Origin of the sequence: Mycobacterium sp. NPDC051804, assembly GCF_044452905.1 — a bacterium.
Classification (GTDB): Bacteria; Actinomycetota; Actinomycetes; order Mycobacteriales; family Mycobacteriaceae; genus Mycobacterium.
In genome coordinates this window covers 329,861-355,768 of record NZ_JBITCD010000006.1, presented here as the reverse complement: position 1 = coordinate 355,768, position 25,908 = coordinate 329,861, and the positions used below count along the sequence as shown (strand labels likewise).

Sequence of the window (25,908 nt, the reverse complement as noted above, 5' to 3'; positions counted from 1 at the left end):
CGACTACTCGATGAAGTCGATGATCCGGCGCGCAACCACTTCGGGCTGATCCAGCTGGAGGAAATGCCCGGCATCCTCGACGATCGCCACGTCGCTACCATCGGGCAGAATCTTCTCGACCCACTGCGCGTAATCGGGTGTGGCACAGCCGTCGTCGCGGCCGTGCAGATAGAGGGTGGGGATCCGCGGCGCATGAAGCCAATGCTCGTGCAACTCCGCATACTGCGGCGGCACTTTGGTGTTGCGTATGACTGTGCGGTAGTAACCCAGTGCGGCGCGCCATCGTTCGGGGGCACCGATGGCTTCCTTTACGTGCCGCACATCCTCACCGGCCCGATACCCGGGCGACCACTTCCGCCACAGCCGCGGCACTATCCATTCGGTCGAACGCTCTGGCAGCCAAGGCAACTGGAAGTACAGGATGTACCAGCTCTTCAGTAGCTGCGCGGGCAGCGTCGCGGCGAGCCGTCCGCCGTCGGACACCCCACCGCCGGGTGGGCGGAACGACGCAGCCGGCGGAACCGACATGATCACGGCCTTCTTGAACGGGCTGTCCGGCATCGCCGCCAACCCCGCACCCGCCATAGCGCCCCAGTCGTGGCCGATCATCACATCGCGGCCCGTCGGCCCGACCGCGTCCAGCACCCGCAGCGCATCGTCCATCAGCGCACCGATATGAAAGCTGCCGTCCAAAGGTAGCGACGACGGCGCATAACCCCGATTGAACGGCGCGATCACCCGCCACCCCGCATCCACCAGCAACGGCGCCACCTTGCGCCATCCGTGGGCGGTGTCGGGAAAACCGTGTAGACACAACGCGATCGGCGCATCATCTGGACCCCACGACTGAACGCGTAGCTGCACCGTGGGTGTCGCGACGTCGATTGTCTCGGGCGCGAGCATCAGACGGGTTCGAACTCCGAAATCAGCCAGCGACCGTCGACCTTCTCCAGTGTCACTCGAACGCTGGATGCCGTGTCGGTCGGGAGCTCCTGGCCGACGACCACCGTTTGGTTGACGAAGACCAGCACCACGGCATGCGTCGGATCAGCCGACACCGACGCCGCGGCCGGCACCGACGCGACGGCCGAGATTTTCTTCTCGGTCGCGCCCGGAATCACCACATCGTTGATCAGCGACGTGTACGAATCGCGGAACTCACCAGTCAGCAGGTCGCGAGCAGCGTTGAGCTGCTCTCCGACCGTTTCCGGCTTGTACGACAGCATCTTGATCGTGCTGTCCTTGGCGGCATTTATCGAATCGAATGCCGGAGAAGGGTTCTGCTCCGAGGCCGACGGCGGCACTGCTCCGTATTCACTGTCGTTGTACTGCCACCGGGCGAACCCCGCTCCCAACGCGAGCAACAGCGCAACCGTGGGCAGCACGCCGTAAGCGAAAACGCGTGCCCAATCCCGCTTCTTCTTGGGGGCTTCTGTGGCATCGGTGGATTCCGTTGACTCCGCGGAGGATTCTGTTTCCTCGGCGGTGTCGGGGGCTTCGGTCTCGACGGCTTCGGTCTCGGCAGCTTCGGTCTCGGCTGCATCGACGGCGTCGGCGTCGGCTACGGGCTCGGCGGCGTCGGTCTCGACGGCTTCGGTGTCGTCTGTAGGCTGCTCGGCCTTTTCCACGGGTTCCTTACCGCGGCCCGCGGGCAACCGGTGTCTGCTGCTCACGGTACGAACTCCACGTTGGACACCTTTGCCTCGTCACCAACCTTCTCTACCGTCAGCCGCATCCGCCATGCGCGCGGCTCTTGCTGGGGTGCGCCGACGTTCGAGGTGTTTACCGTCACCGCGACAAGTACCTGCGCTTCGTTGCTCGACGCCGACTCCAGCCCCGCCTCGGCGATTGTCCCGACCGATTTCGACTGCGCCTGCTTCACGACCTGAATGAACGGCGCCGAGCGGTTCTGGAAATCGTCGTAAAAGGTTCCGGTCGCCGAATCGAGCACGCGCTGCACGTCGGCCTCGGCGTTCTGCCAGTCGATCGTCGTCAGGTTGATCGCGCCCTGCCTGCCCACTTGCAGGAACAGCTGGCGTTCCTTTTCACCCTGATACGCCTTGTATGCGCGGTAGCCCGTCCAACCCGTCAGCCCAGCGAGTGCGACCACCACGACAAGGCCGGCGATCAGCGCGAGCCGAACGTGCGACATCGGCGGCTTCGATGCCTTAGTCGCCGCAGCCTCGTCGGCGGGCTCGTCAGCCGAAGCGTCCTCGTCAGCCGAAACGGGCTCGTCAGCCGAAGCGTCCTCGTCAGCGGATGCGGCGTCCGATGCGGTGCTGTCCTCCTGAACGGCTGATTCGGGCTCGACGGCGCCGGTTTTCTCCTCGGACGCCGAAGACTCGGTCAGTTCCCCGTCGGGGGCATCAGCATCGTCTGCCATGTTTGCTCCTCTGCGGCGCTTCGGGCCAGGTTGGACTGTGTGTACACACGTCCGTCCGGTCCAACGTACGTGCCTGTCGCCGGATCATATTCGGCGGCCGCTATCGGCGGCGGTGCCGGACCCGGTGGAGGAGCAACTTCTCCTGGCGGCAGCTGGGGAATCGGCTGACCGGACAGCGTGGCGTTGGGATCGCCCTTCCAGTTGTATCCATCGTTGAGCGGCACGTAGTTCTCGCCGCTCTCGCACATCTTCACCGTGGGCGCCCGTTTGCCCGGCACCGTCACACACGGCAGGTTGCGCGCGCCGCGGACGTTGAATGGCGCGTCCTGCGGAATGCGGCAGTACACATCGCCGGCTGGCCTGTCCGGGTAGTCCTGCAGCGCGGGCACCCGCTGCTGCTGGGTCGGCAGGAATCCCGTCGTGCATGGCGGCGGCAGGTTCAGGTTGAGGTTCAGCGTCAGGTAGTCGCCCATGTAGTCCTGTTTGGTGTTCGCCTTGGCCACACCGATCGCCTGAGTCGTCGCGGTGCCCTGTGGGAACAACACCAACAGCTGTTCGAGGCTCGGCTGATAGGCGACGGCGACCTCGCCGATGTTCACCAGATTGGCCAACACGATCGGCAGCGTCGGCTGCAGCCTGTCGAACAGCGCCCGTACCTCTTCGGCCGCCCCGGGCCCCTTCTCGAGAATGCCCGCCACGGCGGGGTCCTGCGACTGCAACTGATCGGTGATCGACGCCAGGTTCGACGCCCACGCCTGAATCTCACCACCGGTGTCGGTCTGGGAATCGAGGATCGGTTGCGACTGATCGATCAACGTGGTCAACGGGTCGAGATTCTCGCGGGCGTCGATGGCCAGGTCCGTTCCGCCGTCGACAAGCCTGGACAACTCGGGCCCGAGGCCACCGAACGCTGTGTACGCCTCGTCCACCGCCGTCCGCAGGTTGTCCCGTGGAATCGCCGCCAGTCCACGGTTGGTCGCATCCAGAACCGTGTTCACGTCGATGGGGACACGCGCGCGATCCTGCGGGATGACATCGCCGTTCTTCAGCATCGGGCCGTCGCCGCTGCGTGGAATCAACTGCACATACAGCTCACCCACCGCGGACACGCTGTGCACTTCGGCCTCGAGATCGGCGGGGATCGGCACGTCGGAATCGAGTGAAAGATCTGCCGCCACACCGTTATCGGTGAGTTTGACGCTCTTCACGATGCCGACCTGCGTCCCCCGATAGGTGACGTTCCCCCGTGGATACAGCCCGCCGGCCTCCGGCAGCTCCAGCGTGACGCGATACTCCCCGATGCCCATGAGGGCGGGCAAGCGCATGTAGGAGATGACCATGATCCCCAGCGCCACCACGGCCAGCATGCTGAAGATCAGCAGCTGGATGACGATCTGTCGTGTCAGTCGCATGTCACGGCCCCTGATCCCAGCGATACGCCTCGAGCAATGGATTGCCCCCAGGCGGCGGGACATTGTGGTTGCACGGGCTGGGCATCTGACCGATGGTGCGACCCCAGAACAACTCGAGCCACGTCAGGTTGCACTCGAACCGGGTCCCCACAAACAGCCCTTGGTCGATACGGCTCAGCGTCATGTCGACGATCAACGACAAGTTCGCGTAGTCGCCCCGAATCCAGTTCGTCAGTGTCTCTTTCGGGAACGGGAACGTCGGGAGGAAGCTCAGTGCCCGCGTCAGTGCAGGACCTGCGTTGGCCAGCTGTTCGAGCGTCGGCCCGAGGTCTTTGAGCTCTTGGACAAGCGCTTCCTTGGTCTGGTCGACCGAGTCGGCGGCCAGCGCACTGAACCTGCCCAGCTGCACGAGCGCCTCGGACAGGTTGTCCCGCTGATCCTTCAATACCTCCAGCGCATCGGGGATAGTCCGTAATGCCTTGTCCACCACCGGCTTCTGCTCGGCGATCTGGCCGACCAGATCGTTGATGCCCTCGTTGGCGGCGATGATGTCGCCCTTTTGGTCGTTCACGTAGCCGATGAAGATGTCGAGCTGCTCGATCAGGCTGCGCAGGTCGGCTTCGCGGCCGGCCCACGCGGTGCTGAACGCCTCGGTGATGTCCTGAACATGGCCGATCCCGCCCCCATTCAGAAGTAGTGCGACCGACGCCAGCGTCTGCTCGGTGCTCGGATACTTGCTCGCCGACTTCAGCGGAATCAGCGAACCCTCGTGCAGTCTGCCCTCCGGAGCCACATCGATCGGGGGCGCGAGCTCGATGTGCAGCGAGCCCAACAGGCTGGTCTGCCCGAGCTTGGCCGTGGCGTTGGCGGGCAGCTGCACGTTCTCGTTGAGCTCCATGGTGACCAGGGCGTTCCAGCCCTGCCGCTCGATCTTCGTGACGTTGCCGACCGTGACGTCGGCGACCCGGACGCGCGAGTTCGGTTCGATGTTGTCGACGTCGGGCATCTGCGCCTGAATGGTGAATGCGCCGGGGCCGCGGCCCTCGACCCCCGGCAGCGGAACCGAGTTCAGCCCCTGCCAGTTGCCACAGCCGGAAACGGCAGCCGCGGCCGTAAGCAGTACAGCGCTGGCACGCAATCGAATTCGTCGGGTACTCATCGTGGCCCCGTTCCGTGCGGCACCATCATTCCCTGCAGACCATCGGCCGGGTTCGTCGCGACGACGGCCTCGGCGGGCAGCGGAGGTCCCGGTGGCGGCGGCGGCGCGGCGCCGTCCGGGGCGACCGGCGCTGGCGCGACTGGTGGCTGCGGCGGAATGTAGTTGGGCCGCATCCACTCCTCGCTGTAAGTGATCTCGTTTGGCCTCGCCTGCGCACCGATGAAGAGGTTCTGACCGATCGGCGGGAAGTTGTATTGGCGGTTCTTGATGATCGGGGCCAAGTACTGCACGCACAGCTTCGCCGACTGCTCGGCGTTGAGCCGCGACGCCGCCTGCACCGCACCGCACAGGAAGCTGATCGGATTGGCGAAGTTGTTGACCGCAAGGATCGCGCTCGCACCGCCCTGCGCGGGTTGGTACACGTTGACGTAGTTCTGGAAAGTGTTGGGCGCCACGTGCAGGAACTGTTTGACGTCGTCGAGGCTGTCGTTCAGCGCCTGCGTGACGCCGGCCAGCTTGTCCGATGTCGTGCCCAGCGACTCTCTGTTGTCCGCCACGAAAGTCTGGACTTCGCCGACGACGGCATTCAAGTCCCGCACGGCATCGGCGACCTCGTTGGGATTGTCGGCGAGCAGACCCGTCACCGACGCCAGGTTCTGGTTGAGCTGGCGCATCAGGTCGGTACTGTCCTGCAGCGCCGACACCAGGATCGACAGGTTCTTGATCGTCGAGAAGATATCGGTGCTCTTGTCGCCGAGAGCCGAAAAAGCTTGTGACAGCTTGATGACCGTGTCACGGATGTTCGCACCCTGGCCACGCAGGTTGTCGGCGGCGGTGTTGATCACCGAGCCCAGCGGACTGACCCCGCCGGGCTCCGTGGGTTGCAGCTCCTGGGCCAGCCGTTCGAGCTGCGAACGCAGTGTGTCCCATTCGACCGGTACCACGGTGCGCTCCCGCGGGATCACCGTGTTGTCGGCCATCGTGGCACCGCCGGTATACACCGGGGTCAGCTGGATGGCACGCGACGTCACCAGCGTCGGCGACAGCACCGCGGCGTTGGCGTCGGCGGGCACCTTGTACTTGTTGTCGTACCAGAACGAGATCTTGACGCGGTCGGGCTCCGGCTCGATCTTGCTGATCCGGCCGACGTTCACACCGAGAATTCGGACGTCGTCACCCACGTAGATGCCATTGCTGTTCTCGAAGTACGCAACGACATTCGTGCGGTTGATGGTGTCGCTGGTCCGCAGCAGCACGACCACACCCGCCACCAGTAGCACCACCAGCGCCGCGGCCACCCAGCTCGTGCGAATGCGGTTCATCGGCCAGCCCCCACCGGATCCGAGTAGACCTCACCGGGTGCGGGAACCATCACCGGACTCGGCGTCGGGACGGGAATCGAGCCCAGGCCTGCCGGCGCCTCTGCGGGCGGTCCCGGCGGCGGCCCGCCGGGCGGTCCCGGCGGAATGGGCTCGCGGTAGGGGTAGCAACCGGTCGGACCAGGCAACGGTATGCCTGGCGGGCCGCATCCCTGATCACCCGGGTTGCCGGTAATGGCATCGGGCAGTTGAAGATTCGGATCGCCGCCCTGTCCGGTGCGCGGGTACGGCACCGGCATCGCAGGCACAGCCGGTGTGCCGACCTGCGGGTCGGTGCGCTCGGACGGCAACAGCACGTTGGGGTCCAGACCGAGATCGGAGAACGCCACATCGATGAACGGCTGCAGGAACTGACCGGGCAGCAGGTTGGCGATGTAGTTCTTGAAGAACGGCCCCGACGACACCGACTCGCCGAGCGACATCGCATAGCCGGTCAGCAGTTTCAGCCCCTTCTGCAGCCGCTCCTTGCGGTTGTCGAGGATCGTCAGCACGCCGTTGAGCTTGTCGATCGCGGGCTTCATCGTGTCGCGGTTCTCGGCGATGAAGCCCTGTAACTGCTGGCTCAGCGCGGAGATGCTGCCCGAGATCTGGTCGATTGCGGCGCTTTGGTTTTGCAACTCGGCCAGCAGCGCGTTGGTATCGGCGATCAGGCTGACGACCTGGTCGCTGCGCTCGGCCAGCACGGTCGTCGACTTGTTGGCGTTGGTGAGCAGTTCCCGCAACTCCGCGTCGCGTTCGTTGAGGGTCTCGGAGAACCGGGCGACACCCTCGACCGCGACACGAAGTTCCGGCGGTGTCTCGGAGAACGTATCCGCAACCACCCGAAGCGAATCCGACAGCTGGGTGGTGTCCAGACCGCTGATCGTCGTCGCGAGTTCACCGAGTGCGTCGGGGAGCTGGTACGGCGATGTCGTGCGGTCGCGCGGAATCGTGCCCTCCTGGCGGCCGTCGCCCCGCGACATGACCTCGAGGATCTTCGTGCCCAGCAGGCCCTTGGTCTTGATCGCGGCCTCGGTGCGGTCCCCGAGCGCGATGTCGTCGTCGATCGTGAACTTGACCAGCACCTGCGGGCCGTCCAGGTCGATCGACTCGACCTTGCCAACCTGGAAGCCCGAAACCTGAACGGCGGCATCGGTGGTCAAGCCGCCGGCCTCATCGAAGTACGCGGAGTACGTCTTCGTCTGATTGATGAACGGAATCTTGTCGTACTGCAGTGCGACGAGCACGATCACCGCGGTCAGGCCGAGGCCGATGGCGCCCATGACGAGCGGACTGCGTTCGGAGAACGGTTTCATCGGGGTGCGCACCTCCCCGTCGGCTGTCCGGCGATCTTCACGTAGACCGGCTGGCCACCCTTGCCGTTGAGCTTGAGGATGATGTCGCACAGATAGAACGAGAAGAAGTCGCCGTAGATGCCCTGCCGGCTCAGCGCTTGATACGCATCGGGAAGGGTGTTGATCAGGTTGTCGAAGTAGTCGTGGTCGGCCACCACGATGCCGGCCGCCCGGTCCGTCTCCTGGATGGTCTTGGCGAACGGCGGCCGCGCCTGCGACAGGAGATCGGCGACGCTGCCCGCGGCGGCGTTCGCATAGGCGACGCCGTTGGCGATGTCGGTCCTCCGCTCGGCGAGACCCTTCACCAGCTCGGAGAGCGATTCGACCGCCTTTGCGAACTGGTCACTCTGACCGCCGAGCGATCCGAGCACGGTGTTCAGGTTGACGATGACCTCTCCGATCAACTGATCGCGGTCGGCCAACGTGTTGGTCAGCGCCGCAGTCTGCGTCAGAAATGAGCCGATCGTCGAGCCCTGGCCCTCGAACGCCTGAATCAGCTGTCCGGACAGGGCATTCACCTGATCGGGGTCCAGCGCCGAGAACAGCGGCCGAAAGCCACCGATCAACGCGTCGAGATCCAGCGCAGGCGATGTTCGAGCCAGCGGAATCGTGTCCCCCGGCTTGACTTTCGTGGTGCCGCCCGCCCCCTCCACCAAGGACAGGTAGCGCCCGCCGATCAGGTCGTCGTACCGGATCACCGCCCGGTTGCCATCGGTGAGAACGACCGAATCGTCGGCGGTGAACTCGACGAGCGCGGTCGTATCTCCCTGGATGGAGATGTTCTCGACCTTGCCGACCTCCACGCCCGCGATGCGCACAAAGTCGTTCTTCTCCAGGCCCGTCACGTTGAGGAACTCGGCCTTGTACGTGTTGGCTTTCTCGCCGAAGCGCATCTGGCCGAACACCGCGTACAACGCGAACACACCGAGCAGGCACACGGCCAGGAAGACGCCGAGACGAACGGCTGCGGCTTTCCAGCTGGCGGTCATCGCGGCGTTCCTTTCTGCTCGAAGTGTCGGTCGAAGGGTCGGGTCACGGTCCCGGGGCTGCGAAGTGCGGCAGCGGAACCGGCGGCAGCGGTGTCGGTTGTTGGTACGCGGGTGCCTGCACCACGAACGGCTCCGATCCCGGCGTCGGACCAGGATCGCGCGGCGCTCCCGGCGGCGGTGCCGGTGGCAGACCCGGCCACAGAGGCGTTCCGTCCGGGGCGTACAGCGGTGCGCCGTACGCCGGGGCACCCGGATACGGAATCGGCCCGATCGCGGGGCCACCGAACAGGTTTCGGATGCTCGGCGGCTCCGGCACCGCGCGCGTGGTCGGCAGGTAGTTGACGTAGCCGGGGAAACCGATGCCAGGGTTGGGGCGCCAGTCGATTCCGGTTCCGAAGCCGGTGTTCGTCACAAGCTGGCGGACCGGCCAGTTGTCCTTCACGACGGGCAGCGATCCGCAGCCCGGCTTGCCACCCGGACCGCCCTTGGCGCCGATGATCGGCAGGTGCCGCGGGAAGCTGTACGGATCGTCGCCGAGTGCCAGACCCGCGTCGAGGACGATCGATCGTCCGTTACCACCCGGCGCTTCGTACCCGCCATGGTCCAACAGGTGCTTGGCGCCCAGCAGTAGGCAGGTGTATGAGGGGTTGTACTTGTACAACAGGTTGGTCGTCGGCTCGAGCACGTTGATGGCCTTGATCAAGTTGGCCTGATTCGGTGCCAGCAGAGCGATACCGCTGTTGGACAACCCGATGGTGCTGAGCAGCAACGCATCCAGCGCGTCCGCGTGTTTGACCACCGTTTCACTGGTTGTGCTCGCCGCATTGAGCGTCGCGAGAATGTCCTGTGCCGCAACGCTATAGGTGTCGCTGAAATTCTCGAGCGCCTGCCAGTCGGCGCGGATGGTCTCGCTGCGCGGGTTGAGCGCGAGGAGAACCTGGTTGGCGTCGGTGGTCGCCTCACCGATCCGTTCGCCCTTGCCGCGGACGCCTTCCGCGAGGGCCGACAGCACACTGTTGAGCTTGGCCGGATCGATCTGGTCGAGCACGCCGACGACGTTCTCGAACACCGTGTTGACCTCGACACTCACGTTGCGAGACACCAGGACCTGGCCTGCCCTCAGCCGCTCCGGGCTGGGATCGCTCGGGTAGACGAGGTCGACGAACTTGGCGCCGAACACCGTGGTGGCGCGGATCTGCGCCTCGACGTTCGCGGGGATGTGCTCGATCTGGTCGGGATAGATCTCGAGCTGGAGTTTCACCGGCTCGGTGCCACCCTGGATCGTGGCGACCCGCCCGACCTGAACGCCACGCAGCTTGACCTTGGCATCGCTCTCCATCACGAGCCCGGACCGGTCGGACGTCAGCGTGACGGGCACGAACTTCTTCAGCGAACCCGTGAACAACGCCTGCGTCAGCCAGATGACACCGACGACCAACAGCACCAAAATCAGCGTCCACCAGCCGGGGTGCAACCCTTCGTCGTCCCTCACGTCAGCCATGGCGTCATCCAGCCAGGTTGAAGTTGCCGGATTGCCCGTACACGGCGAGCGAGATCATCATCACCACGAACGCCGCGACGATCAGCGAGGTACGCACCGCGCGTCCGACGGCCTCGCCGACGCCCGCGGGCCCGCCGCTCGCCGAGAAGCCGTAGAAGGTGTGAATCAACATGATCACCACGGCCATCGCGATGCTCTGGACGAACGACCACACCAGGTCCGTGGGATTCAGGAACGTCCGGAAGTAGTGGTCGTAGACGCCCGTCGACTGACCGTAGATGACGGTGGTGCCGAATCGCGCAGCCCAGAATGACGCGAGCACGCCGACGCAGTACAGCGGGATGACGACGACGAGGCCGGCGATCACGCGGGTGGATGCGAGGTACGCGATGCTGCGAATCCCCATCACCTCGAGCGCGTCGATTTCCTCGTTGATCCGCATGGCGCCCAGCTGTGCCGTGGCACCGGCACCGATGGTGGCCGCGAGCGCGATCGCCGTGGTCGCCGGCGCGATGAGGCGAACGTTGAAGAACGCGGACGCGAACCCGGTCAACGCCTCGACACCGATCTCGGAGAAGTCGGTGTACCCCTGCACCGCCACCAGCGCGCCGGTGGTCACGGTGAGGAACCCGACGATCGCGACCGTTCCGCCGATCACCACCAGAGCGCCTGTGCCCAGGCCCATCTGAGCGATGATCCGCATCAGCTCGATCCGGTAGTGGGTGAACACATAAGGGATGCTGCGCAGCGTCTTGCCGTAGAACTTCGTCTGTACGCCAACGCTGTTCCACGCACCGACATAACCGTCGAGCCGCTTCGCCAAGCGTGGGAACCGCCGGTCGATCGGCCGGCGGGTCCGCTCCATCTCCGCGCTGCTCACATTGTCACCCGCACGGCCACCGCGGTAGCGACGACGTTGATCGCGAACAGCGCCATGAACGTGAAGACGACGGTTTCGTTGACGGCGTTGCCGACGCCCGCCGGGCCGCCGCCCACGGAAATGCCTTTGTAGCAGGCGATGAGACCGGCCGAAAGCCCGAACAGCGCCGCCTTGATAAGGGCGATGGTGACGTCGAGCGCGCCGATGATCAGGGTCAGTCCCGCCGCGAACGCACCCGGTGACACGTGCTGGATGTAGACGCAGAAGAAGTACGCGCCCGCGAGCCCGACGAGGATCACCGTCGCGGACAGCGCCAGCGACACCAGCGTCGCGGCGAGCACACGCGGAACCACGAGCGCCTGGATCGGATCGACGCCCATCACGCGTAGCGCGTCGAGTTCTTCACGGATGGTCCTGGCGCCGAGGTCGGCGCACATGGCCGTGGCACCCGCACCGGCGACCACGAGGACCGTGACGATCGGCCCGATCTGGCGCACGGTGCCGAGCGCGGCTCCGGTACCTGAGAAATCGGCCGCACCGAATTCTCTGAGCAGGATGTTGAAGGTGAACGTCAACAGCACGGTGTACGGGATCGTCAACATCAAGGTCGGCACGATCGACACCCGCGCGACGAACCACGCCTGCGTGATGAACTCGCGCCACGCGAACGGTGGCCTGACCATCGCCACGAATGTGTCGAGCGCCATCCCGTAGAAACCGCCGACAGCACGGACCGGCTTGACGAGCACGTCGGAAGCGACCACGAGCTACTTCCTTCCGCCTGAACAGATCCCCCAGCTGCACATGTGCTGTGAATCAGAGCAGAGCACACGGACGCGGGTGACCGTAGCATCACGGAATCGTCGATGCGCGACAGGACCGTGTGAGAGGCGTGTTTGCCCGCCGAAAGCCATACGAAAGGCTACTTTCGGGGAGCAAATTTAGATGCAATAACGTCAAAAACGGATAGCTTGCTCCAACTCGGCGACGACGATCTTGCGCATACCGAGCATCGCTTTCGTGGCAGCGGCGGCGCGGGCCGGATCCGGGTCGCCGACCAATTCGGTGAGTCGAGCGGGCACGATCTGCCAGCTCAGCCCGAACCGGTCCTTGAGCCAGCCGCACTGCGACTCCTGGCCGCCGTCGACCAGCCGATCCCAGTAATAGTCGACTTCCTCCTGGTCCTTGCAGTCGATCGTGAAGGAAACCGCCTCGGAGAACGGGAACATCGGGCCTCCGTTGATGCCGATGAACCGCTGGCCGTCCAATACGAACGTGCCCGAGACGACGTCGCCGGGCGTGCCCGGTCCGGCCTCCGTGTAGCGCTCGAATCCCTCGATGGAGGAGTTGGGGAAGATCGCCGTGTAGAACGCGGCGGCTTCCTCGAGATCGTTGTCGAACCACAAGCTGGGCGTAATCGATGGCATGTCAATACCGACTGCCGCCGCGCGCCAAACTCATCGCCCGGCCGCGCCCAGCGCACGTAACGCGAAATCCAGGACCTGGTTCTGCGCCTGCTGCATTCCTGCTTTGTCCTCGTAATGCTGAGTGATCATGACCCTGCTGATCACCGCGCTGATTGCGATCGCGTCCCCTTCAGGATCGGTCAGCGGGAACGTGCCGTCGTGGCGACCGCGGCGGAGGATGGCGACCAGCGAACGCTCGCGATCGGCGTGCGCTCGCTCGCGCGCCTCCCGGTATCCCTTGGCGGCGCGCACTTCGTCCGAATCGATCACCCAAAAGTGCATCCGGGTCTGGTCATCGTGTATCAGTCCGAACATGCCGGCAATCCAGGCCCTGACCTGATCGATCGGACCTCCGGGCGCCTCGGCGCAGATGCGATCCAACCGCTCGGCCAACGCGTCGGTCTCCTGGCGCATCATCGCCAGGAACAGCTCGTCCTTGGACTCGAAGTGGCGGTAGAACGCCCGCGTCGACACCCCTGCGCGCTGCAGGATCGCCGCGACCGGGATCGCGCCGCTGTGCGGCTCCGACAGGCAGGTGTAGGCGGCATCGATGATGCAACCACGGTCATCGCCCTCGGCGGTTCCTGGCTGCACGTACCAAAGTGTATGGACCCAGCGAACTTCGCGGGCCGAAGTTGAGCGCGAATTCTTCCTGGGTAACGTGAGCCTCCGGGGGTCGGCGGAGAGGAAGTCGGTGAGTACGACACGCAGCGAGCCGCAAACGGTGAAGTTCCGGGTTACCGGCGCCGACGCCGACATCAGCCTGGTCGCCGACGAGTGGAACCGCGGCGCTGCGGATCGACCAACGGTGCTGATGCTGCACGGCGGCGGCCAGAACCGGTTCTCGTGGAAGGGCACCGGGCAAATCCTGGCCGATCAGGGTCTGCACGTGGTCGCGTTGGACAGCCGTGGGCACGGTGACAGCGACCGCGCACCGAACGCGAATTACTCGGTGGACGCGCTGTGCAACGACACCCTCGCGGTCATCGATCAGATTGGTCGTCCGGTGATCCTGATCGGCGCGAGCATGGGCGGTATGACCGGAATGCTGGTCGCCGAGGCCGCCGGGCCGCAGCGGGTCACCAAACTCGTCCTCGTCGACGTGGTCCCGCGCTACGAAAAGGACGGAAGCGCCCGCATTCGCGAGTTCATGGCGAGCGGTATGGAGGGCTTCGCGTCACTGGACGAGGCTGCCGATGCGGTGGCCGCATACCTGCCCTACCGGACGAAGCCGCGCAGCCCCGAGGGGTTGAAGAAGAATCTGCGGCTGCGTGACGGACGGTGGTACTGGCACTGGGACCCAGCGTTTCTCACCGCACCGATGGACGACCCGTTCGTCCGGGTGGAAAAGCTCGAGCGGGCGGTGACCGAGTCGACGATCCCGATCCTGCTCATCCGCGGCAAACTCTCTGACGTGGTCAGTTCCGAAGGCGTCAAAGACTTTCTCGAGAAGGTGCCCCGCGCCGAGTTCGTCGAGCTGTCCGACGCCGGGCACACCGCCGCCGGAGACGACAACGACGCCTTCTCCGAGGCCGTCGTCCAGTTCGTCTGCAAGTGACCGCAAATCGCCGCACCGTCGGTTTCAACTTCCTCGAAGAGCCGGAGTTGCCTGCACCGCAGGTGAGCGAGGAGCAGGCCGAGCAGATTCTGCGTGAGCACTACGGACTGCGGGCCCACGCCAAATCCCTTGGTAGCCAGCAGGACCGCAACTTCACCGTGGTTTCCGCCGACGGGGCCGTGGCCGGAGTGCTGAAGATCGCCAACCCGGCTTTCAATGCCACCGAGCTACAGGCCCAGGACCTTGCGGCCGATCTGATCGCGGCGGCCGAACCAAGTCTGCGGGTCGCGGTTCCCCTGCCCAATATCGCCGGCGAGAAGTGCACGACCATAACGGGTCTGGTGAGTGGTCCGGCGTACGTACGGTTATTGCAGTATCTGCCCGGTGGCACGCTGCTTCAGGCCGGCTACCTTTCCCCGACGGCGGTGGCAGGTCTCGGTGAGGTGGCAGGCCGGGTGAGCCGGGCGCTCGCCGGCTTCACCCACCCCGGCCTCGACCGGATCCTGCAGTGGGATCTCCGGCACGGCGCCGACGTTGTCGCCGAACTGATTTCGCACGTACCCGACGCGTCGCACCGGAGTGCACTCGAATCCGCGGCGTACCAGGCGTGGTCACGTATTGCGTCACTGGCCGACGACCTGCCGCGGCAAGCGGTCCATCTGGATCTCACCGATGCCAACGTGGTGGTGTCGCGCAAACCCGGCGGCGTACACGTCGACGGGATCATCGACTTCGGCGACCTGGCGGACAGTTGGGCGGTGGCCGAGCTGGCCATCACGGCGTCGTGTGTGCTGGGGCATGCGGGCAGCGACCCCACGTCGGTGCTGCCGGCGATCCGGGCATTCAACGACATTCGGCCGCTGTCTGCCACGGAGGCGGAAGCACTGTGGCCGCTGCTGGTGCTGCGCACCGCGGTGCTGATCGTCAGCGGCGCACAGCAGGCGGCTCTCGACCCCGACAACGACTACGTCACCGAGCAGTCCGACGGTGAATGGCGCATGTTCGAGCAGGCGATCTCCGTACCGGTGGACGTGATGACCGAGGTCATCAAGGCCGACCTCGGGTTGGGCCGGGCACCTTCCGCCCTTGAGGTCACGACGCCGCTCGTCGGCGCTGCGGCTGTGACGCTGGACCTGTCGGCGACGTCGGACGCGTACGACGATGGCGGCTGGCTCACAACGGATCTCGAGGATGCGCAGGCGCGTGCCGCCGTGACGGATGGCGCCGAACTGGTGGTTACCGACTACGGCCAGCCGCGACTGAACCGGGCGTCGAAGTTGAGTCAGGACAGCCCCGCGGTCGTGCCGACCGGCATCGGAATGTGGCCTGCGTCGGATATCGAATTGTTCGCCCCGTGGGATGGTGAGGTCGTCGACGCGACCGCGGAGGAGCTCACCTTCCGCGGAGGCGGTTACGAACTCACGCTGACCGGGGTCCGCGCAGGGGCGTCGGGTGCCCTGCGCGTCGGCGATCCGCTCGCACAGGCACCGGCGCAACAGTGGGCGCGGGTATCCGTCCGGCCGATCGGTGCGCCTGCGGCGCCGCCGTTCACGACGGCGGAGTTGGCACCGGGATGGCTTGCGCTGACCCGTGATCCACGTCCGCTGCTCGGGTTGGACTCAAGGGATGTGGCGACGACGCCCGACCTGCTGGCTCGACGCGACGCGAGCTTCGCGCAGGTACAGGAGCACTACTACCGCACGCCGCCGCAGATCGAGCGCGGATGGCGCAACTACCTGCTGTCGACGCGGGGCCGCTGCTACCTCGACATGGTCAACAACGTGACCGTGCTCGGACACGCGCATCCCCGCGTCGCCGCGACCGCAGTCCGTCAGCTGCGCAAGCTGAACACGAACTCGCGATTCAACTACGAGGCGGTGGTCCAGTTCAGCGAGCGGCTGGCCGCTACGCTGCCCGACCCACTCGACACGGTATTTCTGGTGAACTCCGGTTCGGAGGCAAGCGATCTGGCGATCCGACTGGCGACAGCGGCGACCGGCCGACGCGATGTGGTCGCGGTCAGGGAGGCCTATCACGGCTGGACGTACGGCACCGACGCGGTATCGACCTCGATCGCCGACAACCCGAATGCCCTTGCGACCCGGCCGGAGTGGGTGCACACGGTGGAGTCGCCGAACAGCTTCCGCGGCAAATATCGCGGTCCCGATGCGGTGCGGTACGCCGATGAAGCGGTGCGGCAGATCGAGGAACTGATCGCCGCCGGCAGCGCGCCCGCCGGATTCATCTGCGAAAGCGTGTACGGCAATGCGGGCGGCATGGCCTTGCCCGACGGTTATCTGCAGCGGGTGTACGCCGCGGTGCGGGCGGGCGGCGGGCTGGCCATCTCCGATGAGGTGCAGGTCGGGTATGGCCGTCTCGGAGAATGGTTCTGGGGCTTCCAGCAACAGGACGCCGTGCCGGACATTGTGTCGATCGCCAAGTCGACGGGCAACGGCTATCCGCTGGGTGCGGTCATCACGAGCCGCGAAGTCGCGGACAGGTTCGCCTCGCAGGGTTACTTCTTCTCATCGACCGGTGGCAGCCCGATGTCGTGCGCGATTGGCATCACGGTGCTCGACGTACTGGAAGAAGAGGCATTGCAGCAGAACGCCTCTCGCGTCGGCGCCCACCTCAAATCAGGGCTGCAGGCGCTGCAGCAGAAGCATCCGATCATCGGCACCGTGCACGGGATCGGACTGTACCTCGGCGTGGAGATGGTCCGCGATGCGCAGACTCTCGAGCCCGCGACCGAGGAGACCGCCGCGATCTGCGACCGCATGCTCGAGCTCGGTGTGATCATCCAGCCGACCGGCGATCATCTGAACATTCTGAAGACCAAGCCGCCGTTGTGCATCGACGTCGAGGACGCCGACTTCTACGTCGACACCCTGGATCGGGTGCTGACCGAGGGCTTCTAGCTGGTTAACTTTCGCCATGGGATGGTGGCGACCCGCGTCGTGGATGTCTGTTCTTCTGATGCTCGTCTTGGCGACGGCACCGATGGCCCCGGCGCACGCCGTCGCACCGGTGTGGTCCGGGCTCGATGCGCGCTTCTTCGCGGGTCCGATACCTCCGCAGGGCACCACCATCGCGTCGGTACCGCTTGATCCCGCGTTGTCTCTCACCGGCGCGGGATCCGCCTACCGGGTGCTCTATTCCACGGTCAACCAGCACAACCAGCCGGCCGTCAGCACCGGCGCGGTCTTCCTGCCGCCCGGCCCGGCACCCGAGGGCGGGTTCGGAGTCATCGCGTGGGCGCACGGCACCGTCGGCCTCGGCGATGACTGCACCCCGTCCGCGCTGCCGCGTACACCGCGCGACAACGAATACCTCTCGCACTGGCTCGGCCAGGGCTACGCAGTCGTCGCCAGCGACTACGTCGGCCTCGGGACACCCGGACTGATGAGCTACCTGAACAGCGTCACCACCGCTCACGGTGTGGTCGACTCGGTGATCGCGGCCCAGGGCATGGGGCTGCCGCTGTCACCGAAGTGGGCGATCGTCGGTCAGTCCCAAGGCGGCGGTGCCGCCATCGCCAGCGCGCGCTGGGCCACCGAGTTCAGCGCGGGCACCGGGCTCGACTACCGCGCCGTGGTCGCCACCGGCACCCCGGCCAACATCGACCGGCTGATCCTGCAGGCGGGCCCCGACCTGATGCTGCCCGAGTTGGGGCCGATCGCCAACGCCTACGCCGCCTACATCCTGGCCGCGCTGCGCGAGGCACGGCCCGATCTCAACGTCGACCGCGTGCTCAGTCCCGCCGGGTTGAACGCGGCCACCCGCGCCGAAACCGTCTGCACCCTGGCGCTTTCCGATGAACTCGCCAATTTCAAGGTGGCGGACTTCTTCGTCGCGCCACTGAACTCGATTCCCGGCATGGCCGACGCGTTGCACGACTTCATGGGTACGCCGACCACCGGGTTCGATCGCCCTATATTCCTCGGTGTCGGCCTTCTCGACCGCGACGTGCCGCCGGAGTCGACGCTGAAGTTCTACGACGAACTCGTCGCCAACAACCAGGACGTCACGCTTCGCGTCTATCCGGAGGACGACCACAGCGGCACGGTGCTGGCGTCGATGGCCGACTCGACGCCGTTTCTGCGTAAGGCGTTCACCGAGGGCGCCTGATCGCGGTCTTGATTTACCTTGTGTCACTGGGTTTCATCAAGAGATGACACGAACGCCCGATGCACTGGTCACCGAGTTCTGCAAGAAGTGGTCCTCCCCCGATGCCGCCGAGCTGGCCTCCTACTTCACCGAAGACGGCATCTACCACAACGTCCCGATGGATCCGGTGATCGGACCGGAGGCGATCAAGGAGTTCATCGCGGGGTTCACCGCGGCGTTCGACGGTATCGACTTCCAGGTGCACCGGCAGGTCAGCGACGGGAACATCGTGATGAACGAGCGCACCGACGTCATGCGCCGCAAGGACGGTGGCGAGATCGCGCTACCGGTGATGGGTGTGTTCGAGGTCGTCGACGGCAAGATCGTCAAGTGGTCGGACTATTTCGACATGGCCACGGTGACAAAGGCATTCGCTTAGGCCAGCAACGGCACCGCGTCGTGGCGGGCGTCGGTGAGGATTTCGAACATCGCACGTCGGGACGCGACAAGCTCCGCCCGCGAGAATGCCTTGCCGGCCACCTGGATTCGGCATGTCGCGATAGCCGAGTTGTAGCAGTATTTCTGCCCGCCGTCGGTATCGGTGTACGTCAACCCGATGACGTCGTCGACCTCGGCGGTGATCTCACCCTCGATCATGTGGTCACCGATCCGGCCGCCGAACGTCCATGAGAACGGCTCATAGCGCGCGTGCGTCTGCAGGCTGCTCAGGATCGAGCGCACCGCGAATTCCTCACCCTCATGCCGGAATACGAACAGCGTGGCGGCCGGCGTCAGGAACCGGCCGATCGCGGCACGGGCCGTCACGATCTCCAGAGTTGAGTCCGGCGCATTGTCGAACCCGCACACCTGACCGAAGGCATACGCCGGCGTGTGTTTGGTTCCCCAGTTGTGGTTGACGCTGCCGGTCCAGTCGTCGACGACGACGCGGGCATCGTCGAGTTCGAGCAGTCCGTTGAACTGTGCCAGCGGATGCCGCACGGTGGTCTTGGCCGTCGGGATTCGTGCTCTGTAGGCGCGTTCGGTGAGGAGCTTGACCGGTTCGGCCGTTTCCGCGGTGATCCGCATATCCCAACGTGCCGATCGGTCTCTGCCGGTGATGACGCCCTGCGCGGACCGGTCGTCGAGGGAGGTTGCACCGATGCGCGCAGTCCAATCGTGGTACTCGTAAGAGGCCGCGTCGATGGGGTAGGGCTCCTTGAGCGCACGATTGCCCGACCCGTCGGGGTCGAAGACCATCACCCAGACGTCGGCGACGGGCTCGCCGGCCGTCGGCACCAACAGCGTCTCGCGCAACCACAACGCCTGTGCCTGGTCAGGACGGTTGGCCCTGATGTAGCGACTCTCGTAATACGGGGCCTTCGCAGACAGCACGGCCTAAGCATCCAATACTTGGGTGGTGATGGGTGCACAGATCGCGGCCTACGTACTCGGTGCGATTGCCGCCGCGGAGGCGGTCGCCCTCATCGTCCTCTACGTACAGCGCAACCGCGAGCGCGAGGAGCTCGAACAGCTGCGAAGCCGCGTCGACACCAGGAACATGCTGCTCTCCGGTGGTCGTGAAGCCGTCAAGACGGTATGGCAGACGGCCAACATCCTGCGCAAGGACGGGTTCGGCGCCGCGGTGCGATCCTCCATCGAAGACCTCGCCGATTGGGCCGAGGTCGAGCGTCCGGACCTGGCGCGACTGGCCCCCAACGGGCGGGTCGCGATCCTGTTCTCCGATATCGAGGAGTCCACCGCACTCAACGAACGCATCGGCGATCGGGCGTGGGTCCGGCTGATCAGCAGGCACGACAAGATGGTCCGCAGGCATGTGACGAAGCATTCGGGTCATGTGGTGAAGAGCCAGGGCGACGGTTTCATGGTCGCGTTCGCCCAGCCGGACCAGGCGGTGCGGTGCAGCCTCGACATCCAGCGGTCGCTTCGCAGAGAGTCCGAGAACATTCGGGTGCGAATCGGTATCCACGTGGGCAAGTCGGTGCGGCGCGGCGAAGATTTCTTCGGGCGCAACGTCGCTATGGCCGCGCGCGTGGCCGGCGAGGCCGACGGCGGTGAGGTCTTGGTCAGCAAGGAGGTGCGCGATGCCCTCGCCAATGCTGACGGGTACGAGTTCGACGGCGGCCGCGACGCCTCCCTCAAGGGGTTCAGCGGGACCCACCGGCTCTACGCGGTCGCGGCTTAGTCGGCGGAGCCTGCTTCGGCGACGCGCTGGTGCAGACGCGCGCGGATGTCCTCGGGGGTGTACGCGTTGCGACGACGTTGATCGCGCGCGACCAGCGCGCCGCCCGCCACGACACCGGCGACTCCGGCCAGTCCGACCCACTTCCATATCCCGCGCATACCGAGAGTCTGCCTAAGCTGCAGGCGTGAATCCAAGCACCGTGTCGCTGGCGAAGGCGCTCGAAGAGACCCGAACCGGCGATCTCTGGCTGTTCCGGGGCAGCTCAGGGCCCGATCGTGCGATTCAGACGATGAGCAACAGCCCGGTCAACCACGTCGGGATGACGATCGCGATCGAGGATCTGCCGCCGCTGATCTGGCACGCCGAACTGGGCGACAAACTGACCGACATGTGGACCGGCGGCAATCACCGCGGAGTTCAGCTCAACGATGCACGCCAGGTCGTCGAGCGTTGGGTGCACAACTATCACCAGCGCTGCTGGTTCCGTCAGCTGACGCCGTACGCCACCCGCGAGCAGGAGGACCGTGCGCTCAAAGTGGTCGCCCGCATGGATGGCACGCCCTTTCCCAGCACGGCCCGGCTGACCGGTAGGTGGTTTCGCGGCCGCGTGAACACCGCCGACTTCACGCGCGGAATTCCGTTCCTGCACAAGAAGGTTGCTGAGCGCACCCAGAGAAAGAAGCAGGCGAAGCTGCAAGGCGGTCTGGAGACCGCCTACTGCGCCGAGACAGTCGCGATCACCTATGAGGAGATGGGATTGATGTCGACGGAAAAGAATTACAACTGGTTCGATCCGGGAGTGTTCTGGAGCGGAGAAGAGTTGCCGCTCACGCCGGGATACCGGCTCGGGGACGAGATCTCGGTCGTCGTACCGGACGCGCCGCCCGAGGGCTAGAGGCGCGCGAAGCAGGGGTTGGCGGCCTCGTTCGGGATCGAGGCGTTGTGACTCGAGAACTTCCCGACGACTCCTGATTCGGTCACGTCGACGCTGTCGGCATGGATCCCCAGCGGATAGTTGTCGTTCAGCTTCTTCGTCAACCCGTCGAGTGCGCCCTGCACGGCGTCCTTCGGCAACGGGCCCGTCACCTCGAGAACTTCCAGATTCAGGTCGCCCTCCCGCACCACGGGCTTCGCGGTCACGGTGTTGTCACCGGCGTCCAGGATCACAGTGTCCGCGGCGGGGTCGGTACGCACTCCGGTGATGAGATTGCCTACACCGGGCAGGTTTTGGGCCACGGTGTCTTTGATTCCCGCCGACTTCCAGCTGAGCGTCGCGTTGAGCGATCCGATGGTGCCTTTGGAGCCCCCGGATTCATGCAACCGCACATCGGCGAGGGTGACCTCGGCCGTCATACCGTTGGCGCTTTGCACGCGGTTGCCGTCAGTCGTGACCGAGATATTGGTGTAGTCGCCGGTGATGTACTGCCACAGGAAGGGCGGATTCACCCCGAACGAAACGCTGGAACCGTCCTCGACGACGCATTCGGCGACCTCCACCAGAATCGAATCCGCGCGGTGGCGTGCGTAGAGCTCAGCGCCCGCCAGCCCGCCGGCCGCCAGCGCGAGCACGATGACGGCGGTCAGGAGGATCGTCTTGCGGTTACGGGGCCGCGGATCCCAGGGGCTGTCGTCGAACGACGGTGGCGGTGGTGCCGCCGGAACCGGTGGAATCACCTGCGTCGGCCGCACATCGGCCGGTGACGGCGCTCGTCTAATTCGCGCGGTGCGCGTGGAACGACGCGACTTCGGAAGCTTGTCTGTCGGCGGCTCAGGACGCGGGAGTGGCCGAGTGGCCGGGTCCGGCTGTGGCGTGCGCCTACCGCGCCAGTCCGGCTGACCGGGTTGTTGGGGCGGCGTCACGTGCGCGATTGTGCCGTATCCGGGGCCGCTGGGGCGATCAACGGCGCGGCAGACTTCGCCTGGCCTGGAACGTGACGCCCGGAACCGTTCTCGCAAGATCGGACCGGCTCCCGGTGAAGACGCGAAGAGCGCGGTAAAACTGCCAAACCTGGCGCGGGCTGGGCACTTTCGGGACCCACGCCAGTTCCCAGTGAATCCCGTTGATCGGGTCGTCGAAAAACACCGCGTAATAGCCGGGCCAGTACTGCGGGTAGTCCTTCGGTTCGTCCGTGACGTGGATGTCATGGTTGGTCAGGAACTCGCGATAGAACCGATCGACCTCTTTCCGGCTGCGGGCCCACAACGCGATGTGGTTGATGCCGACCGCCTGGTCGCTGTGCTTAAGCTTCTCCCCGGTGCGTGCCGGTTGAATGCCTATGTAGCTGTGCGGGTTCACGTATCGCGTGAAGTAGTAGACCGACTGGTACTCCATGTTCAGCGACGAGAAGCTGTCATAGCCCAGCCAGCCGAACAGGGCGTCATAGAACTTGAGCGACTCGTCGTACTCCAGCACCGCGAACTCGACATGGCTGACACCGCGCCACCGCATCGCACCTCCCACAGTCGTAGCTACTACAAAATGTAGTAGCTACGACTGCTCCTGGGAAGTGTCAGAGGTGACCTACGCCTGGCCGAGCGTGACCTCGGTGGTCTGAGCCGCGCCGGACTCATCGAGGTAGGTCAGCGTGACGGTGTCGCCGGGCGCCTTCGAGCGCACTGCGGCGACCAGCGCCTCAGGACCGTCGATCACTCGGTCGTCGACCTTGGTGATCACCGCACCGCTGGGCAACCCGGCCTCGGCGGCAGGACCTCCGGCCACGACCTTGGCAATAGCCGCGCCACTTGCGGATGGGTCCTTGCTGAGCTGGACACCGAGCGAGCCGTGGCTGGCTGTGCCGTTGGATATCAGTTCGTTGGCAATGCGCTTGGCCTGATCGGAGGGAATCGCGAAGCCAAGCCCGATCGAACCGTTCGGCGCGCCGCCGGATTCACCTCCGCCGCCACCAAGCGTCGCGATCGCGGAGTTCACGCCGATCAGTTCGCCGTTCATGTTCACGAGGGCACCGCCGGAGTTACCCGGGTTGATCGCCGCGTCGGTCTGGATCGCATCGATCACCGACGTCCCCTCACCGGAACCATCGCCCGCAGCGACTGGACGATTCAGTGCGCTGACGATCCCCGTCGTCACGGTTCCCTGCAGCCCGAGGGGGGAACCGATGGCGACGACGTTCTGGCCGACCTGCACATCGGCCGACGAGCCGATCGTTATCGGCGTGAGGCCCGAAACCCCTTGGGCGCGAACGACGGCGATATCGCCGGACGGGTCGGTTCCGACCACCTCGAACGGGACGGTCTGACCGTCGGAGAACGACACAGTGGCACGAATGCCGCGACCACCGCCATAGCCCGAGGCAGCGGCGGCCTCGGCGACCACATGATTGTTGGTCAGGATAAGCCCGTCCGAGGTGAGGACGATGCCGGAACCCTCGCCACTCGAGTTGCCCGTGTCGATCTGCAGTTTGACCACACTGGGCGTCACCTTGGCAGCAACTTCCTCCACGGAGCCGGCGGGCACGTTCGCCGCAGGCCTGCTCGTCGGCTCTGGCGCAGTAGCCGTGTGCGAGACGGTCGCGGGCTCGGACTGACTCGCGACGACTGCGGCTCCGATCCCGCCGCTCACCATGGCGACAGCGAGCGCACCGCCGATCACCTTGGCGCGACCGTGCGAGCGCTTATTCCGCTGGACGCGGATGGGGCCCGTAATCTCCTCACGCGCAGTGTGATACGGATCATAAGGCTGCGTGATAACGGCCTGACCAGCATAGCGCCAGTCGTAAGGAGACCGGTGCGTACCGGTTGTGACGCCAGACGGGTGCCCTTGTCCCATAGCATGATCCGCGTAGGACGGACGGTGCGGATGTCGCGGGGCGCGCGGCGGGTTGTTGGTCATGACGTCTTTCTCGCTCCTGAATCTTCAAAATGCACAGTTGATTTGACCAGCCTGCCGTCGTCATCTGAGAGTGAACTGAGAGATACCTATGGAGAGTCGACGACTTTTCCTGTCCCGCACCGGGGATCGCACGGTGTCACTCACCGGTCTTCGCGCGGTGGCCGCGTTGCTGATCGTCGGTACCCACGCGGCGTACGGCACCGGCAAATTGGCCGATGGCTATCTGGGCGCGCTCTACGCGCGTCTCGAGATCGGTGTCCCGATCTTCTTCGTCCTTTCGGGTTTCCTGCTGTTCCGCCCGTGGGTAAGGGCGACCGCGGCTGCAACTCCGCCACCGTCGTTGCGCCGTTACGCAATTCACCGCCTGCGACGCATCGTGCCGGCGTATCTCGTCGTGGTGCTGATCGCGTATGTGCTCTACCACTTCCGTGATGCCGGGCCCAATCCCGGACACACCTGGAAGGGGCTGCTCGAGCATCTCACCCTGACGCAGATCTACGAACCGGTGTACTTCTACGTCATGCATCAGGGCTTGACCCAGACCTGGAGTCTGGCAGCCGAATTCGCCTTCTACGCGGTGCTGCCGCTACTCGCTGGGCTCCTACTTATAGTCGTCTGCAAGGGAGTCTGGCGGCCGGGACTGCTGCTAGCGGGGCTGGGTTGCCTGGCCGCCGTCACACCGGCGTGGCTCTGGCTGCAGCACGGGACCGACTGGCTACCCAGCTCGGCGGGCATGTGGCTGCCGGCGCATCTGATCTACTTCGTCGGCGGAATGGCACTGGCGGTGCTTCAGGTAGTCGGAGCGCGCGTGCAGGCGCTCATCATGGGTGCGGTCGCGGTGGTCAGTTATCTCCTCGTGTCCACGCCGATCGCAGGCGATGTCACCACTGGTCAGGCCGCACTGTGGCAGATCCTGGTGAAGGTCGCCCTCTATGCAGCCGTCGCATGCGCCGCCGTCGCGGCGTTGGTGCTCAGTGAGGGCCATGGGTTCGAACGACTGCTGCAGGCAGCTCCGGTCGTGTGGCTTGGGGAGATCTCTTACGAGGTGTTCTTGCTGCACGTGATCGCAATGGAGATCGTGATGGCGTCGGTATTGCGCTGGCCGGTCTTCACCGGATCGTGGCCCGTCGTCTTCGTGGTCACCCTGGCGATGACGATTCCAGCAGCCTGGCTACTGCACCGGTGGACGCGACCCGACTGGGCTACTGCTGTCCCTCCAGCAGGTGGGCATAAGGATCGCTCTCGGCGTCAATTGATTCCGGCATCGGATAGTAGGTCTTGATCAGCAGGTTGCCCTCGTCGTCCCACGCGAATGTCTCGATGCTGTAGGCCATTTGAATGTTCGGCTCGGTGCCGAAATGGTTCTCGCAGACCCAGGCCATCTCATTGCCGTTGACCTGAACGGTGAGCATCTTTATCTTGAGGATCGACTGGAACATGTCGTAGGCGTCCGATGTCGCGGCGGCGAAGCCGTGCTTCTCCTCGGTCCCCACCGGGTCGAACATGCGAACCTCGCCCGGGCAGATCGTGCGCCACGACGCGACCCATTCATCCTTCTTGCCGGCATTCCACAGATCAGCATGCTTGGCGGCGTGGGCCAACCGGGCCTTACGGCTTGGAACCATGGTCACGATGGTCACGATAGCCGGGGTTCGAACACGCCGCGGGCGATCGCTGGGTGAAGCCG

Annotated in this window: 26 protein-coding genes; 7 read left to right on the top strand and 19 right to left on the bottom strand. The window is 65.2% G+C overall.

The window, feature by feature from the left end:
* Positions 1-3: 3 nt before the first annotated feature.
* The 13 genes from ACIA48_RS24595 to ACIA48_RS24535 form a co-directional block, all read right to left on the bottom strand.
* Entirely contained in the window at positions 4-903 is a 900-nt protein-coding gene (locus tag ACIA48_RS24595; protein ID WP_396737729.1) for an alpha/beta fold hydrolase, read from the bottom strand.
* Positions 903-1,673 (bottom strand): hypothetical protein, encoded by a 771-nt coding sequence (locus ACIA48_RS24590; RefSeq protein ID WP_396737726.1) that lies wholly within the window; start codon positions 1,671-1,673, stop codon positions 903-905. The genes ACIA48_RS24595 and ACIA48_RS24590 overlap by 1 nt, the downstream gene beginning before the upstream one ends.
* Positions 1,670-2,383, bottom strand: a complete 714-nt coding sequence (locus ACIA48_RS24585; protein WP_396737723.1) for an Mce protein — start codon at positions 2,381-2,383, stop codon at positions 1,670-1,672. The genes ACIA48_RS24590 and ACIA48_RS24585 overlap by 4 nt, the downstream gene beginning before the upstream one ends.
* A complete protein-coding gene (locus tag ACIA48_RS24580; RefSeq protein ID WP_396737720.1) occupies positions 2,347-3,795 on the bottom strand; it encodes an MCE family protein in 1,449 nt (482 codons plus the stop codon). The genes ACIA48_RS24585 and ACIA48_RS24580 overlap by 37 nt, the downstream gene beginning before the upstream one ends.
* Position 3,796: 1 nt before the next feature.
* Positions 3,797-4,954 (bottom strand): virulence factor Mce family protein, encoded by a 1,158-nt coding sequence (locus ACIA48_RS24575; RefSeq protein ID WP_396737717.1) that lies wholly within the window; start codon positions 4,952-4,954, stop codon positions 3,797-3,799.
* On the bottom strand, positions 4,951-6,276 hold the full coding sequence (locus ACIA48_RS24570; RefSeq protein WP_396737715.1) for a virulence factor Mce family protein: 1,326 nt from the start codon (positions 6,274-6,276) through the stop codon (positions 4,951-4,953). The genes ACIA48_RS24575 and ACIA48_RS24570 overlap by 4 nt, the downstream gene beginning before the upstream one ends.
* The gene (locus ACIA48_RS24565) at positions 6,273-7,628 is read right to left on the bottom strand and encodes an MCE family protein (RefSeq protein ID WP_396737712.1); all 1,356 of its coding nucleotides are present in this window, start codon (positions 7,626-7,628) and stop codon (positions 6,273-6,275) included. The genes ACIA48_RS24570 and ACIA48_RS24565 overlap by 4 nt, the downstream gene beginning before the upstream one ends.
* A complete protein-coding gene (locus ACIA48_RS24560) occupies positions 7,625-8,656 on the bottom strand; it encodes a virulence factor Mce family protein (protein ID WP_396737709.1) in 1,032 nt (343 codons plus the stop codon). The genes ACIA48_RS24565 and ACIA48_RS24560 overlap by 4 nt, the downstream gene beginning before the upstream one ends.
* A 43-nt stretch (positions 8,657-8,699) precedes the next feature.
* Positions 8,700-10,157 (bottom strand): MCE family protein, encoded by a 1,458-nt coding sequence (locus tag ACIA48_RS24555; protein ID WP_396737707.1) that lies wholly within the window; start codon positions 10,155-10,157, stop codon positions 8,700-8,702.
* Positions 10,158-10,161: 4 nt separating this feature from the next.
* Positions 10,162-11,022, bottom strand: coding sequence for an ABC transporter permease (locus ACIA48_RS24550; protein ID WP_396738464.1), 861 nt, complete (start codon positions 11,020-11,022; stop codon positions 10,162-10,164).
* 11 nt (positions 11,023-11,033) lie between these two features.
* Positions 11,034-11,801: an MlaE family ABC transporter permease gene (locus tag ACIA48_RS24545; RefSeq protein WP_396737704.1), complete on the bottom strand. Its 768-nt coding sequence runs from the start codon at positions 11,799-11,801 to the stop codon at positions 11,034-11,036.
* Between the two features lie 192 nt (positions 11,802-11,993).
* The gene (locus ACIA48_RS24540; RefSeq protein WP_396737701.1) at positions 11,994-12,464 is read right to left on the bottom strand and encodes a VOC family protein; all 471 of its coding nucleotides are present in this window, start codon (positions 12,462-12,464) and stop codon (positions 11,994-11,996) included.
* A 30-nt stretch (positions 12,465-12,494) separates the two neighbouring features.
* Positions 12,495-13,097, bottom strand: a complete 603-nt coding sequence (locus ACIA48_RS24535; RefSeq protein ID WP_396737698.1) for a TetR/AcrR family transcriptional regulator — start codon at positions 13,095-13,097, stop codon at positions 12,495-12,497.
* Positions 13,098-13,197: 100 nt separating this feature from the next.
* Here ACIA48_RS24535 and ACIA48_RS24530 point away from each other — a divergent pair, with 100 nt between their 5' ends.
* From ACIA48_RS24530 to ACIA48_RS24515, 4 genes are read left to right on the top strand one after another with little or no spacing between them, the layout of a single operon-like run.
* The gene (locus ACIA48_RS24530; protein ID WP_396737696.1) at positions 13,198-14,061 is read left to right on the top strand and encodes an alpha/beta fold hydrolase; all 864 of its coding nucleotides are present in this window, start codon (positions 13,198-13,200) and stop codon (positions 14,059-14,061) included.
* Positions 14,058-16,979 (top strand): aminotransferase, encoded by a 2,922-nt coding sequence (locus ACIA48_RS24525; protein WP_396737693.1) that lies wholly within the window; start codon positions 14,058-14,060, stop codon positions 16,977-16,979. The genes ACIA48_RS24530 and ACIA48_RS24525 overlap by 4 nt, the downstream gene beginning before the upstream one ends.
* A gap of 43 nt (positions 16,980-17,022) precedes the next feature.
* Entirely contained in the window at positions 17,023-18,189 is a 1,167-nt protein-coding gene (locus ACIA48_RS24520) for an alpha/beta hydrolase family protein (protein WP_396737691.1), read from the top strand.
* 43 nt (positions 18,190-18,232) lie between these two features.
* Complete coding sequence (locus ACIA48_RS24515) at positions 18,233-18,607, top strand: nuclear transport factor 2 family protein (protein ID WP_396737688.1); 375 nt, start codon at positions 18,233-18,235, stop codon at positions 18,605-18,607.
* On the opposite strand, the gene ACIA48_RS24510 is transcribed toward ACIA48_RS24515, so the two are convergent.
* The gene (locus ACIA48_RS24510; protein ID WP_396737686.1) at positions 18,604-19,560 is read right to left on the bottom strand and encodes a hypothetical protein; all 957 of its coding nucleotides are present in this window, start codon (positions 19,558-19,560) and stop codon (positions 18,604-18,606) included. The genes ACIA48_RS24515 and ACIA48_RS24510 overlap by 4 nt on opposite strands.
* Positions 19,561-19,588: 28 nt before the next feature.
* On the opposite strand from ACIA48_RS24510, the gene ACIA48_RS24505 reads away from it, so the two are divergent.
* Complete coding sequence (locus tag ACIA48_RS24505) at positions 19,589-20,371, top strand: adenylate/guanylate cyclase domain-containing protein (RefSeq protein ID WP_396738462.1); 783 nt, start codon at positions 19,589-19,591, stop codon at positions 20,369-20,371.
* On the opposite strand, the gene ACIA48_RS24500 is transcribed toward ACIA48_RS24505, so the two are convergent.
* Positions 20,368-20,529: a hypothetical protein gene (locus tag ACIA48_RS24500; protein ID WP_396737683.1), complete on the bottom strand. Its 162-nt coding sequence runs from the start codon at positions 20,527-20,529 to the stop codon at positions 20,368-20,370. The two genes, ACIA48_RS24505 and ACIA48_RS24500, sit on opposite strands and share 4 nt — an antisense overlap.
* A 41-nt stretch (positions 20,530-20,570) precedes the next feature.
* Here ACIA48_RS24500 and ACIA48_RS24495 point away from each other — a divergent pair, with 41 nt between their 5' ends.
* Positions 20,571-21,266 (top strand): guanylate cyclase, encoded by a 696-nt coding sequence (locus tag ACIA48_RS24495; protein ID WP_396738460.1) that lies wholly within the window; start codon positions 20,571-20,573, stop codon positions 21,264-21,266.
* On the opposite strand, the gene ACIA48_RS24490 is transcribed toward ACIA48_RS24495, so the two are convergent.
* The 3 genes from ACIA48_RS24490 to ACIA48_RS24480 form a co-directional block, all read right to left on the bottom strand.
* Complete coding sequence (locus ACIA48_RS24490) at positions 21,263-22,231, bottom strand: DUF2993 domain-containing protein (RefSeq protein WP_396737681.1); 969 nt, start codon at positions 22,229-22,231, stop codon at positions 21,263-21,265. The two genes, ACIA48_RS24495 and ACIA48_RS24490, sit on opposite strands and share 4 nt — an antisense overlap.
* A 37-nt stretch (positions 22,232-22,268) precedes the next feature.
* Positions 22,269-22,820, bottom strand: a complete 552-nt coding sequence (locus tag ACIA48_RS24485) for a VOC family protein (protein WP_396737679.1) — start codon at positions 22,818-22,820, stop codon at positions 22,269-22,271.
* Positions 22,821-22,892: 72 nt separating this feature from the next.
* The gene (locus ACIA48_RS24480) at positions 22,893-24,221 is read right to left on the bottom strand and encodes a S1C family serine protease (protein ID WP_396737676.1); all 1,329 of its coding nucleotides are present in this window, start codon (positions 24,219-24,221) and stop codon (positions 22,893-22,895) included.
* Positions 24,222-24,309: 88 nt separating this feature from the next.
* On the opposite strand from ACIA48_RS24480, the gene ACIA48_RS24475 reads away from it, so the two are divergent.
* Positions 24,310-25,503 carry an acyltransferase family protein gene (locus ACIA48_RS24475; protein ID WP_396737673.1) on the top strand — a complete coding sequence of 398 codons (1,194 nt, stop codon included), beginning with the start codon at positions 24,310-24,312 and terminating at the stop codon, positions 25,501-25,503.
* On the opposite strand, the gene ACIA48_RS24470 is transcribed toward ACIA48_RS24475, so the two are convergent.
* On the bottom strand, positions 25,424-25,852 hold the full coding sequence (locus ACIA48_RS24470) for a hypothetical protein (RefSeq protein WP_396737670.1): 429 nt from the start codon (positions 25,850-25,852) through the stop codon (positions 25,424-25,426). The genes ACIA48_RS24475 and ACIA48_RS24470 overlap by 80 nt on opposite strands.
* Positions 25,853-25,908: the final 56 nt, after the last annotated feature.